Origin of the sequence: Amycolatopsis sp. NPDC058278 (assembly GCF_042881395.1) — a bacterium.
GTDB lineage: Bacteria > Actinomycetota > Actinomycetes > Mycobacteriales > Pseudonocardiaceae > Amycolatopsis.
Map to the genome: position 1 here is coordinate 137,239 of NZ_JBHVXZ010000001.1, position 12,815 is coordinate 150,053.

At 71.6% G+C, this 12,815-nt stretch carries 10 protein-coding genes and 1 pseudogene; 7 read left to right on the top strand and 4 right to left on the bottom strand.

The genetic code is table 11. From position 1 onward, the window contains the following. The first annotated feature begins 26 nt into the window (after positions 1-26). Complete coding sequence (locus ACFVYA_RS00690) at positions 27-935, top strand: TIGR03564 family F420-dependent LLM class oxidoreductase (protein WP_387040765.1); 909 nt, start codon at positions 27-29, stop codon at positions 933-935. Here ACFVYA_RS00690 and ACFVYA_RS00695 read toward each other — a convergent pair. After that, positions 916-2,551 (bottom strand): annotated as a pseudogene (locus ACFVYA_RS00695) (cation:proton antiporter). The gene ACFVYA_RS00690 and the pseudogene ACFVYA_RS00695 overlap by 20 nt on opposite strands. A gap of 148 nt (positions 2,552-2,699) precedes the next feature. Between ACFVYA_RS00695 and ACFVYA_RS00700 the strand changes: the two are divergent. Beyond that, positions 2,700-3,926 carry an MFS transporter gene (locus ACFVYA_RS00700; RefSeq protein WP_387040768.1) on the top strand — a complete coding sequence of 409 codons (1,227 nt, stop codon included), beginning with the start codon at positions 2,700-2,702 and terminating at the stop codon, positions 3,924-3,926. Between the two features lie 136 nt (positions 3,927-4,062). Here the strand turns inward: ACFVYA_RS00700 and ACFVYA_RS00705 are convergent, their stop codons facing one another. The 3 genes from ACFVYA_RS00705 to ACFVYA_RS00715 form a co-directional block, all read right to left on the bottom strand. Then, on the bottom strand, positions 4,063-5,595 hold the full coding sequence (locus ACFVYA_RS00705; protein WP_387040771.1) for an amino acid permease: 1,533 nt from the start codon (positions 5,593-5,595) through the stop codon (positions 4,063-4,065). 70 nt (positions 5,596-5,665) lie between these two features. After that, complete coding sequence (locus tag ACFVYA_RS00710; protein ID WP_387040774.1) at positions 5,666-6,613, bottom strand: serine hydrolase domain-containing protein; 948 nt, start codon at positions 6,611-6,613, stop codon at positions 5,666-5,668. A 40-nt stretch (positions 6,614-6,653) separates the two neighbouring features. Continuing rightward, positions 6,654-7,790 carry a glycerophosphodiester phosphodiesterase gene (locus ACFVYA_RS00715; RefSeq protein WP_387040777.1) on the bottom strand — a complete coding sequence of 379 codons (1,137 nt, stop codon included), beginning with the start codon at positions 7,788-7,790 and terminating at the stop codon, positions 6,654-6,656. Positions 7,791-7,990: 200 nt separating this feature from the next. Here ACFVYA_RS00715 and purD point away from each other — a divergent pair, with 200 nt between their 5' ends. From purD to ACFVYA_RS00740, 5 genes are all read left to right on the top strand, one after another. After that, positions 7,991-9,265, top strand: a complete 1,275-nt coding sequence (gene purD, locus ACFVYA_RS00720) for a phosphoribosylamine--glycine ligase (RefSeq protein WP_387040781.1) — start codon at positions 7,991-7,993, stop codon at positions 9,263-9,265. 222 nt (positions 9,266-9,487) lie between these two features. After that, positions 9,488-9,829 (top strand): hypothetical protein, encoded by a 342-nt coding sequence (locus tag ACFVYA_RS00725; RefSeq protein WP_387040783.1) that lies wholly within the window; start codon positions 9,488-9,490, stop codon positions 9,827-9,829. 16 nt (positions 9,830-9,845) lie between these two features. Beyond that, positions 9,846-10,412 (top strand): DUF3558 domain-containing protein, encoded by a 567-nt coding sequence (locus ACFVYA_RS00730; protein WP_387040969.1) that lies wholly within the window; start codon positions 9,846-9,848, stop codon positions 10,410-10,412. A gap of 9 nt (positions 10,413-10,421) precedes the next feature. Then, complete coding sequence (locus tag ACFVYA_RS00735) at positions 10,422-12,020, top strand: hypothetical protein (protein ID WP_387040786.1); 1,599 nt, start codon at positions 10,422-10,424, stop codon at positions 12,018-12,020. A gap of 2 nt (positions 12,021-12,022) precedes the next feature. Beyond that, positions 12,023-12,781, top strand: coding sequence for an ESX secretion-associated protein EspG (locus tag ACFVYA_RS00740; protein ID WP_387040788.1), 759 nt, complete (start codon positions 12,023-12,025; stop codon positions 12,779-12,781). The last annotated feature ends 34 nt before the right edge of the window (positions 12,782-12,815 follow it).

The window sequence follows — 12,815 nt, forward strand, 5'->3', positions numbered from 1 at the left end:
GGAAAACCGCTGGCTAACTTGGGCTCATGACCATCGGAGTCGCGCTGCCGGCCGGGGACACGGACTCGGCACCGAACCTCGTCGAAGAGCTCATCGCGCAGACCCGGCAGGCCGCCGAGGCCGGGCTGAAGTCCGTCTGGTTCTCGCAGCTGCCACTGAGCCAGGACGCCATCGCGATCGCCGTGCTCGCCGGGCGGGAAGTGCCCGGGATCGAGGTCGGCACCTCCGTCGTGCCCACCTACCCGCGCCACCCGCTGCTGGTCGCGAGCGCCGCGCGAACCGCACAGGCCGCCACCGGGGGCAGGTTCACCCTCGGGATCGGGCTCGGCTCGAAGGGCTTCCTGGGACCGGTCTACGGCGTGGAGTACCCGCCGCCGATCCGGCACCTGCGTGAGTACCTGACCGTCCTCCGGCAGGCCTTCGCCGGGGAAGCCGTCGACTTCGACGGCGAGACCGTCCGCGCCCACTCGCCCGGGCCGTCCACAGTGGCCGGTGGTGGCGACGTGCCGATCGTCGTCGCCGCGATGGGACCGCAGGCGCTGGCCGTCACCGGCGAGCTCGCCGACGGCACCCTCCCGTACCTCGCCGGGCCGAGAGCGCTTTCCGAGCGGATCGTCCCGGCCCTCCCCGAAGGCAAGCGGATCATCGCCGCCGTCCCGGCCGTCGTCACCGACGAACCCGACGCCGTCCGCGCGCTGGCCGTCGAGCAGATGGCTTTCTACAGCCGGATTCCGTCGTCCCGGAAGATCCTCGACGCGGAAGGCGTGGACCATCCCGCCGACCTCGCGCTCATCGGTGACGAAAAGACCGTCGCGCGCGGGATCCGGCGCTACTACGACGCCGGCGCCACCGACGTCGTCCTGACCCAGACCGGAATCCGCTCGGCCGAGGAGCGCCTGCGGACCTGGGCGGCGCTCAGCCCATCCGGTTCGTGAGGGTCGCCGAGACCGACAGCTCCTCCAGATCCAGCTCGCGCAGCACCTTCCGCAGCACTTCGTCGTCGAGGCGGCCTGCGCGGTTCTCCTCGATCATCGCCTTGCGCTGGGTGATCAGCAGTTCGCGCCGGGCCTTCGCGAACTGCGCCTGCGGGCTGCCGGATTGTTCCTCGCCGGACAGCGTGATCGCCGCCTTGGCGAACCGGTAGCGCATGTCGATCAGCCGCTCCAGCCGCTCTTTCAGCCGGGTGACGCGCTCCGGGGGCAGGTCCAGGGCGGCCAGCCGCTCGTGGCTGATCTCGCGCAGGCGGTCGTGCGCGGCCTTCTTGGCGACTTCGCGCGCGGCCAGCTCTTCGGCTTCGTCGCGGGTGGCTTCGGACGGGTCCTCGACCTTCAGCGCCCGGATCAGCGGCGGCAGCGTCAGCCCCTGGAGCAGCACCGTGCCGATGGCCACGGTGAACGCGAACAGCTGGATTTCCGCGCGTCCCGGGGTTTCCGCCGGGACGCCGGCCGCCGCGGCGAGCGTGACCACGCCGCGCATGCCCGTCCACGAGACCACCGCCAGCACCCGCCACGACGGTGCCGTTCGGCCGCGGCCGAACAGCCGCATCGCCCGGGGCAGGTACGCGGAGACGAACACCGCGGGAACCCGGACCAGCATGGTCACCGCCAGCACGGCCACCGCGACCAGCGCGAGCGTGCCGTCGTCGCGGGCCGCGTGGTGGGCGCCGTCCAGGACGACCGGCAGCTGCAGCCCCATCAGCGCGAACACCAGCGCTTCCAGCAGGACGTCGATCGATGCCCACACCGATCTGTCCTGCATCCGGGTCGCCGGGGACGCGTACAGCGAGCGGTGGCCGAGGTAGAGGCCGGCCGCGACGACGGCGAGCACGCCGGACCCGCTGAAGTCGTCGCCGAAGGGGTGCAGGTGCTCGGTCGGTGACGTACGCGCCGAACGGCACGATGATCCCGAACGCCGACTCCATCAGCGGGTCGTCGAGCAGCCGCCGGATCAGCACGACGGCGCCGCCGATCACCAGGCCGACCGCGATGCCCAGCACGGTCGCCACCCCGAACACCGCGAACCCGTGCCCGGCCGAACCCGCCACGCCCGCGACCGCGGCGAGCGCGACCTTGTACAGCGTCAGCGCGGCGGCGTCGTTCACCAGGCTTTCGCCGGTCAGCACGGCCATCATCCGCCGGGGCAGGCCGAGCTTGCGCCCGATCGCCACCGCCGTCACCGCGTCCGGCGGCGCCACGACCGCGCCGAGGACCAGCGCCGAGGCGAACGGCACGTCCGGCAGCAGGAGGTGCACGACGACGGCGACGACCACCGCGGTCACGGCCACCAGCACCACGCCGAGCGTGATGATCGGCCGCAGGGTCGTCTTGAAGTGCGTCAGCGAGCTCTCGAGCGACGTCGAGTAGAGCAGCGGCGGCAGCACGACGGTGAGGATCAGCTCCGGCTCGAGCGCCAGCCGCGGCACGCCGGGGATCAGCGCGACGCCGAGCGCGACGACCACCACCAGCAGCGGCGCGGACAGGTTGTAGCGCCGCGCGACCGCGGTCACCGCCAGCGAGCCGGCGAGCACGCCCATCAGCGTCAGAAGTTCCACTCGCCCGATCTTTCCGCAGGTCCCGGGGTCGTGCCGGACTTCCGTTCAGCGGAAAGGCGCTGGATTGTGTCGGACCCCACATGCATACTTGTTCGCAATACGCACACCTGTGCGGAAGACGTGCACCGACGCACCTCCGGAGGTTCCCATGTCCCCTGGCGCTCGCGGCTGGGTCGTGCCCCTGGCCTGGACCGCCGTCCTGCTCGACGGGTTCGACCTGGTCGTCCTCGGCACGGTGCTGCCCGTGCTGCTCCGCGGCCACGTCTGGGGCCTGACCCCCGCCACGGCGTCGGTCGTGTCGACCGTGGGGCTCGCCGGGATGATGCTGGGCGGGCTGGCGATCGGCACGGTCACCGACGTCATCGGCCGCCGGAAGGCCCTGATCATCTCCGTGACGTTGTTCTCCGTCTGCACGCTGCTGTGCGCGTTCGCGCCGTCGACGTTCGTCTTCGGGCTGCTGCGGTTCGTCGCCGGGCTCGGCCTCGGCGGCTGCCTGCCGACGGCGATCACGCTGGTCACGGAGTACGCGCGCCACGGCAAGGCCGGCAGCGCGACGACCACGGTGATGACCGGCTACCACGTCGGCGCGGTGCTGACGGCGCTGCTGGGCATCGTGCTGATCACGCCGCTGGGCTGGCGCGCGATGTTCGTCGCCGGCGCGCTGCCCGCGCTGGTCCTGGTTCCGCTGATGCTGAAGTTCCTGCCGGAGTCCGAGACGTTCCAGCGGGTCCGGACGACCGAGCGGTCGGCCGGGCACGCCGTCGCCGGCCTGTTCCGCGGCGGCCTGCTGCGCGCGACGATCGCCTTCTGGGTCACCTCGTTCATGGGCCTGCTGCTGGTCTACGGCCTGAACACGTGGCTGCCGGAGATCATGCGCCAGGCCGGGTACCCGCTGGGCGCCGCGCTGAGCCTGCTGCTGACGCTGAACGTCGGCGGCATCGTGGGCCTGCTCGTCGCGGGCCGGGTCGCCGACCGCGTCGGCATCCGCCCGTCGGCCATCGTCTGGTTCTGCGCGGGTGCGGTGTTCCTCGCCCTGCTGAGCGTGAAACTGCCCGCGGTCGGGCTCTACGCGGCGGTGTTCCTGACCGGCTGCTTCGTGTTCAGCGCCCAGGTGCTGGTGTACGCCTACATCGGCCGGATCTACCCGGACGCGATCCGCGCGACCGGCCTCGGCTGGTCGGCGGGCATCGGCCGGATCGGCGCGATCTCGGGCCCGCTGCTCGGCGGCGCCCTGCTGACGGCCGGGATCGCCTACCCGTGGGGCTTCTACGCGTTCGCGGCCGTGGGCGCCCTGGGCGCGGCGGCCGTGGCGGTGGTCCGCCCCGGCCACCGCTCCCCGGCGCCGGAGGTCGCCATCGGCGCGCCCGCCGAGTGAACCGCGCACAAGGTTCGTTCAAGGTCGGGCTGCGACGGTGGAGCACGGCCGGCAGACCGGTCCACCGGGGGTGGTGAGGGAGTCTTTCGCGCGGGGAGGGCGCGGAAGACTCCCTCATCCTCATCCAGGCCGGAGGTCAGCCCAGTTCCTTCAGTTCCTGTTCCACCGCGGCCAGTTCCTCCTCGGAACCCTGCACCTTCGGCCCCGTGAACCACTTCCGGGCCGAAACCACCCACCACAGGGCGGCCCCGCCCAGTACCACGAGGAAGGCGATCGGCGTGTAGTTGAAGGAATCGACCGTCACCGGCGACGCCGGCGGAAGCATGAACAGCACGAAGATGAACGCGACCCAGACGGACGCGATGATGCCGATCGGCTTCCCCCACTTGCCGAGGTGCCACGGGCCCGGTTCGAACGAGTCGCCCCGCCGGACCCGGAGGAACACCGGAATCACGTAGGCGACGTAGAGACCCACGACCGCGATCGAGGTGACCGCGTAGTACGCCGTCGCGCTCCACAAGTACGGCAGGGCGAGGACCAAGGCGCCGATGGCGGCGAGCCAGACGGCGTTGGTCGGGGTCTGGGTGCGTTTGTTGATCCGGTGCCAGAAGCTCGAGCCCGGGATCGCGCCGTCACGGGCGAAGGCGTAGATCATCCGCGAGTTCGCCGTCACGGACGACATCCCGCAGAACAGCTGCGCGCCGATGCAGATGAGCAGGAGGAACTTGCCGGTGGTGACCCCGGTGGCGTCGATGAAGATCTGGGCGGGCGGCACCCCGGTCCCGGAGCCGACCGCGCCGTCGTAGTCCTGGATCGCGAAGGTCAGGCCGATCAGCAGGATCCAGCCGGCGACCAGGGAGACGAGGATCGAGGTGACGATGCCGCGCGGCCCGGCCTTGGCGGCGTTCTTCGTCTCTTCCGTCATGTGCGCCGAAGCGTCGTACCCCGTCAACGTGTACTGCGCGAGCAGGAGGCCCAACGCGAACACGTAGATCGGCGAAGTCCAGCCGGTCTTGTTGACGAACTCCCCGAAGACGAAGGAGGCGTCCTGGTGTTTGGCGGGCACGAAGGTCAGCACGCCCACGATGACCAGCACCCCGATGAGGTGCCACCACACGCTGACGTTGTTGAGGATCGCGACCAGCCGGACGCCGAAGGTGTTCAGCAGGCCGTGCACCACGAGGATGATCGCCAGGAGCAGGATCGTGTGTCCCGGCGTGGCGGTGAAGCCCCATTGCAGGTCCAGGAACGCGTTGAGGAACAGCGCGGCGCCGAAGTCGATGCCCGCCGTGACGGCGATCTGCCCGACCAGGTTGAACCAGCCGGTGAACCACGACCAGGCCGCGCCGTTGCGCGGGGCCAGTTTCGCCGCCCAGTAGTACAGCCCACCCGCGGTCGGGTAGCTGGAGCACACCTCCGCCATGCCGAGGCCGACGAGGATCACGAAGAAGCCGACCAGGACCCAGCCCCAGATCATCGCGGCCGGCCCGCCGGTCTTCATGCCGGTGCCGTAGAGCGTGAGGCAGCCGGAGAGGATCGAAATGATCGTGAAGGAGACGGCGAAGTTCGAGAACGCCGACATCGTCCGTTTGAGCTCTTGGGCGTATCCCAGCTGGTGCAGCCGGGCGGCATCGTCGTCGGGAGTGGTCTGCTGGTCGGAAACATCCATCGGGCACCTCTTGAAAGGTATGCGGCCAGACCATTGAATTCGCCGAAGGTAGCCTTGGTCCCGAAGGGTGTCAAGCCTTCGTGAAGAACTCGTCCAGCCACCCCAGGAGGGGCCCGCCACCTCGGTGGTTGTTCGAGATCAAGGTCGCGGTGAGCCCGGACCCCGGCTCGTGCGTGCTCCAGAACGTGACGCCGTGGTCGCCGCCGTTCAGGTGCACCACACCCGGCCGCGGCAGCCAGAAGCCGAGCCCGTAGCCGTCCGCGTGCGGGCGCAGCATCCGGTCCACCCACTCGCGCGGCACGATCCGGCCGTCGAGGAAGGCGGGCCAGAACTTCCGGAAGTCCGGCGCGGTGCTGTAGATCCCGCCGTCGGCGAAGCCCACGACGGGAAGGCTGAACACGTTGGTGCGGCCGTCTTCGAGGTAGCCGGTGGCCGTCCGCGCGGGCAGCGCGTCCGAGCGGAGGAACGCCGTGTCCGTCATGCCCGCGGGCTCGGTCACCCGGGTCCGGACGAGGTCGGCGAAAGGTATGCCCGCGATCCGTTCGGCGATCAGGCCGAGGACCGCGAACGCGCCGTTGTGGTAGCGGAACTCCGTGCCGGGCACGGAAACCTGGGGATACCCGTCGAGTGCGGCGAGGTGGTCGGCCGACGTGACGAGCCACGGCGGGATCTCGGGCGGGTTGTCGTCGTCGCAGTAGTCGCCGATGCCCGACGTGTGCGTCAGCAGGTGTTCGACCGTCACGCGGTCGTCGATCAGCGGCAGGTCGTCGCCGAGGACTTCGCGCGCGGTCGTCGAAAGCGCCAGCCGTCCCTCGGCCACCAGCCCGACGACGACGAGCGCGGTGAGCCCCTTGACGCCGCTGGCGATCGCGAACCGGGTGTCGACGGTGTTCTCGACGCCGTAACCGAGGTGCGCGTACCCGAACGCCCGCTCGACGAGCGTCTCCTCGCCGCGGGTCACCAGCACGACGCCGGAGAAGCCGTGTTCTTCCGCCAACGCCGCGAGGGGCACCTTCATGGGCTCAGCGTCCCCGAAGGTGCCCTTCGCGGCAAAGGGGTTACCGGCCCAGGAACGCGTGCAGCGACTCCAGTGCGGTGTCCGGCTGGTCGGCGAAGAAGCCGTCGACGCCGGCCTTGAAGAACGCCGCCTCCTCGGTGAAGACGTCACCGTAGGCGTCCGGCTCGGCCGACGAGCGCAGGTTCGCGGGCAGGAACGGGTTCTCGTTCCGGAACGTGTACGGCTGCACCTTCAGGCCCGCCCGGTGCGCGTCCGCGACGAGCGCGGTGGGCGTGCCCAGGTTGTCGTTCTTGTCCCGCGGGATGATCTGCGCCTTGTCCGGCCCGAGGTACTTCGCGTACTTCGCGACGTCGCGCAGGCCCTGCGGTGTCACGAGGTCCGCGTACGTCCGCTTGTCGCCGTTCGCGACGAAGTCCGCCGGGGCGCCGGTCGCCGAGGTCAGCTGCAGCAGCGGCGTCCGGAGCTGCTTGTGCAGCGCGATCAGGTTCGACACCTCGAACGACTGGATGATCGCCGGCGCGTCCGGCCGGTCGAGGCCGTTGCGCTTGAGGATCGCGACCAGCTTCGGCTCGGTCGGGTTGCCGATGGACTGGAAGAACGTCGAGTGCTTGACCTCGGGGTAGGTGCCCAGCGTCCGGTGCAGCTCGCGCCCGAGGCGCTGGGTCAGGTCGAGGACCTCCTGGTAGGAGGCGATCCGGTAGCGGCCGTTGTACAGCGTGTTGTGCGGCCGGTTCTGCGGGATCCGCTCGACCGCGCGCAGCGTCTTCAGCTCGGCCAGCGTGAAGTCCTGGGTGAACCACCCGGTCGTGGTGACCCCGTCCAGCACGACGGTCTTCTTCCGGTCCGCGAACTCCGGGTGCTGGGCGACGTCCGTGGTGCCGCCGATCTCGGGTTCGTGCCGGGCGACGAGCTGACCGTCCTTGGTGGGCACGAGGTCGACGTCGACCCAGTCGACGCCCATCCGGTAGGCGAGCTCGTAGGAGGCGAGGGTGTGCTCCGGCCGGTACCCGGGCGCGCCGCGGTGTCCGATGATCACGGGGTCATGGTGGCCCCGCCCGTGCGCCGCCGCAGCGGCGGACCCGCTTTCGGCCGCACCGGCCGACCCGGCCGCGACTCCGGTGACACTCAGCAACGCCAGCCCGGCCAGCGCCAGTACACCCACACGGTTGCGTTTCATCTGGTGACCTCATTTCACAGGGTGTGACCTGACTACTCGCGCCACCGTCGATGTCGCAAGCGTCTCGCGGTGGTACTTCGGCGGTCAGCGCGGTAAACGGCGCGTGGACTCCTCTTTCCCGGGGCCCGTCCGGCGCTCGGACCGGGGCCCGGAGGACGGCGCGATGTCCCCCGCGAACCCGGCCGGATACGCTGTGCGGCGTGCGCGTACTGGTAATCGGCTCCGGCGCCCGAGAGCATGCACTCGTCCTCGCGGCGTCCGGTGATCCCGCTGTCACGGCCCTGGCCTGCGCGCCCGGCAACGCCGGGACCGCCGCGGTCGCCGAGCAGCTCGGCGTCGAAGCCGCCGATCCCGAAGCGGTCGCCGGGCTCGCCAAGAGCTGGCAGGCCGACCTCGTCGTCGTCGGGCCCGAGGTGCCGCTCGTCGCCGGCGTGGCCGATGCTGTCCGCAAGGCCGGCATCGCCTGCTTCGGCCCCTCGGCCGCCGCCGCCCGGATCGAAGGGTCGAAGGCCTTCGCCAAGGACGTCATGTCCGCCGCGAACGTGCCGACCGCGCGCTGCGAGGTCGTCGACAACCCGGCCCGCCTCGACGCCGCGCTCGCCCGCTTCGGCCCCACCTGGGTCGTCAAGGACGACGGCCTGGCTGCCGGCAAGGGCGTCGTCGTCACGCCGGACATCGACGTCGCGCGCAAGCACGCCATCATGCTGCTCGACGGCGGCCACCCGGTCCTCCTCGAGTCCTTTTTGGACGGCCCGGAGGCGTCGCTGTTCTGCTTCGTCGACGGCAACACCGTCGTCCCGCTGCTGCCCGCGCAGGACTTCAAGCGGGTCGGCGACGACGACGCCGGCCCCAACACCGGCGGCATGGGTGCCTACGCGCCGCTGCCCTGGGCGCCCGAGAACCTGGTCGACGAGCTGGTCGAGACGGTCGTCCAGCCGGTCGCCGACGAGCTGGTGAACCGCGGTGCGCCGTTCTCCGGCCTGCTCTACGCCGGCCTCGCGCTGACCTCCGACGGGCCGCAGGTCATCGAGTTCAACTGCCGCTTCGGCGACCCGGAGACGCAGGTCGTGCTGGCCCTGCTGCGCACCCCGATCGCCGGGCTCATGCACGCCACCGCCACCGGCAAGCTCGCCGAGCACCCGCCGCTGGAGTGGTCGGGCGGCGCCGCGGTCACCGTCGTGATCGCCGCCGACGGCTACCCCGGCAAGCCGCGCACCGGCGACGTCATCACCGGGGCCGAGCTGGAAGGCGTCCTGCACGCCGGCACCCGCCGCCGGGACGACGGCGCCGTCGTCTCCTCCGGCGGCCGCGTGCTGTCGGTGGTCGGCACCGGCAAGACGCTCAAGTCGGCGCGCAAGCACGCGTACGAGACGGTCGAAAAGGTCCACCTCGCGGGCTCCCACCACCGCACGGACATCGCGCTGAAGGCGGCGAACGGCGAGGTCGGCGCCCCGGCGGCGAAACAGCGCGCCTGATTCCACGGATCGGGGGAACCGGCCGGGCGCACTCTTCGTCCAAACTCAGGTTGCTGCTACCTCCGCGTTGGTAGCCTCGACGGGAGCCGGCCGGTCACTGTCCGTATGACGTCAGGGGAGAGCATGTCAGGACCCTCGTACGACAGCGTTGTTCCGGGGCTTCGCCCCGGGGCGGGGGCTCCGCCACCCGGACCCCCGCAAGACCTCAGCTCGGCCGTCCCAGTGGCGCCGGCGGCCGCGGACGTCCTGGTCCACCCGGACAAGCTCCTCGACGTCGCCCGGATCGTCGAAGAGCAGGCCAACGCCCTCGAAGACCAGCTGCTGACCCGGCTCGGCCAGCTGCGGATCGACGCGCCGTCCGCCGACGTGATCAGCACCCAGTCCGTCCAGGCCTGGAACTCCCTCATCGCCGACGGCGACCGCTCCTACGCCGGGCAGGTCCGTGAGTACGTCGCCGGCCTGAAGCGCCTGGTCTCCCAACTGCGCGAGGCCGCGAAGGACTACAAGGTCAGCGAAGAGGAGAAGGCGGCGGTGTTCGGTGACCGCGGCAAGCACGGTGCGTAACCGGATCGCCGGAGGCGTGCTCGCGACGGCGGCGCTCGCCGGCTGTTCTGCGGGCACCGAAGGCACGCCGTACCCGGTCGAGACCGCCGCGACGGCCGCGTCGCAGAGCGCCAAGGCCGCCCAGCTGCCGCAGCGCCCGGCCGACCTGTCGCTGCAGGGCGTCGATCTGTGCGCGATCTTCCCCCAGGTGCAGCTGGACGCGCTGAAGATCACCAGCCTCCCGCGCCCGGCTCCGGAGCAGGACGGCCCGACCTGCGTGTTCGACGCCGACGGCGCCGAGCCGGTGCACTCCTACCACGTGCGTGCGGTGCCGGCGGACCTCGACCAGTGGATCACCGGGGCGCGCAAGAAGAACAGCATGACCACCGAGCCGAAGACCATCGGTGGTTACCCGGCGCTGACGAACTACCGCGCGGCCGGCGACCCGGCCGACTGCGAGACGCTCGTCGGCGTCGCGAAGGGGCATACGCTGGCCGTCCAGACCTTCGCCATCACCCGCGGCCGGCTCACGCAGCCGCAGCTGTGCGACATGTCGGCGCACGCCGCCGACCTGGCGCTGCAGACCCTGAAAGCACGCAACTAGGGAGGGCGCGTGGAATTCTCCGAGCTCGCGGCCGGGATCCAGAACCACCGGTTCGACGGCTGGACCAACACCGCGATCGCCGACCAGATCACGCGGATGATCAACGGCGATGGCACCGGCAGCATCGGCACCGCCGTCGACGCGCTGAAGGCCGTCGCGACCGCGCTCGCCCACACCGACCAGACGCTGCGCGCGCAGCTGCTGAAGCTCGGCGTCGAGTGGCAGAGCCAGGCCGGGGGCGCGGCGAGCCAGGTGTTCACCGAGCAGGCCGGCTTCTCCCAGGACGCCACGACGAAGGTCGCGCACGCCGCGGAAATGGTGTTCGAGCAGGGTGAGGCGTTCAACCGCACCAAGTACAAGCTGCCGGACGCCGAGACGGTCCGGAAGGGTGCGGGCGGCTTCACCCTCGGCGACGGCCTGCTGAGCCTCATCGGCTTCGAGACCGACCACGCCCGGCAGGTCGAGGCCGCGAACGACGCCAAGGCCCAGGCGCAGCAGGCGCTGAACGAGTACGCGCAGCAGAGCGGCACGAACCTGCTCTCGACGCAGTCGCTGTCCGACCCCGAGTCGCTGAAGCTGGCCGCCCCGGGCGTCACGCCGGGGGTGCTGGACGTCGCCGGCGCCGCGGTCGCGGTGACACCGGACGGCGGCGTGAAGCCGGCCTCGGACAAGGTCCGGTCGGTGCACGTCGAGCCGCCGGTGGTGCAGCCGGTGTCCCACACCGTGCACGCCGATCCGCCGACCCCGGTCTACGGCGTCGCCGCGCAGCAGTCCTCCCACGCCGCGCAGCAGCAGCCGCCGCGCCAGACCGGCTATGCCGGTTCGACCGGTTCGGCCGGTGCTCCGGCCGCCCAGCAGACGACGCCGAGTTCGACGACGCCGTCGGGCGCGAAGCCGACGACGCCGACACCGGCGCCCGGGCCGGGCTGGGTCCACACCCCGGGTCGCGGCCCGTCCGGCGACCAGTCCGGCCGCTTCACCCCCGGTCCGGGGGCCGGAGGCCAGGGCGAACCGTTCTGCCCGCCGGGAGCGCCCGGCGCGCAGCCGCCCGGCTCGGCCCCGGCGACGACGCCGATCAAGTCGCTCGGCGGCGGTGGCGGCGGGACACCCGGTGGTTCGACCGGCATCGACAGCTCCACCGGCCGCGGCCCGGACGGATTGCTGGCGAAGGGCCGCACGGTCGGCGCGATGCCGCAGGCCCCGCTCCAGCCCGGCCAGTACACGGGCGAACGCGGCTTCGCGGTGAAGCCCGGCGCCACCCCCGGCGACATCGGCGCCGGCGCGGCGGCGATCGGCGCGGGTGCGGCCGGCGGTGCGTTGAGCGGCGACAAGGAGCGTCAGCGGCGCGACAAGAGCCAGCCGAAGGGCCCGGTGCGGCCGCTGCCGGTCGGCGAGCTGCCCGAAGAGGAAGCCGTCGCGCTGCGCAAGTCGGAGCAGATCAGCCCGAAGCAGCAGCCCGGCGAGGCGAAGTTCCTGTCCGAGGCGGCACCGCAGGAGGAGGACGCCGAGCACGTCCGCCGCTACGGCGTCGACGACCAGGACCTGTTCGCCGACCAGCGGATGGTCTCCCCTGACGTGCTCGGTGACCACGGCGGGGATGTGCGCTGACCGTGTCGCTCGTCCTGTCGGCCCTCGAGTTCGACGTGCTCTGGGAGTCCTTCGACCTGCCCCGTCGGCACGTCGCGCTGGACGTGCCGAGCGAAGGAGCCACCCGCGCCGAACGGCTCGAGCTGGTGGAGTCGGCGTGGGCGTCGCTGAGCGAGCGGCGCCTGGCCCGCAACCGGCGGGCGTCCGGCGAGCTGGCCGACCTGCTGCACCTGCTGGCGCGCCCGCAGTTCGGGATCGACGTGTGGGTGTGGGCGGAACGCGAGATCCGCGGCCGCGCGGTCAGCCTGCGCAGCCAGGCGGTGCTGGCGGTGGTGGACGACGGCGAGGTCTGGCTGATCCCGGCCACCGAGGACGGCCTGGCGGAAGCGGCGGTCTCGGTGGCGGGTGACCTGGGTCCGGGCATCGGCCAGACGGTCAGCCTGCCCTACGACGTCGTGAAGTCCGCCGACGCGGCCGCGAAGGGTGATGCGAAGGCGCTGGTCACCGCGCTGGAGGACCGCGGGATTCCGCTGTTCCAGGCCCAGGAGCTCTCGGGCATGCTGCTGGGCCAGGAGGCCCGCGGCCAGTTCGGCGCGGAACGCACCTCGCGCGACGGCGTGGTGCACCGGGCGGACCGGGTGGTGGCGTTCTTCGACACGGACGCGGGCCGCTACCTGTTCCAGGTGGGCCGCGACGGTGACGGCCGCGAGTGGGCCACCGTCACCCCGGCGGACAACGCCCTGCTGGCCACGCGGATCCGCGAACTGGTGGCGGAGGCCTGATCCCCGCCGGGTGGAAGTTGGCGGAGATCCGTAC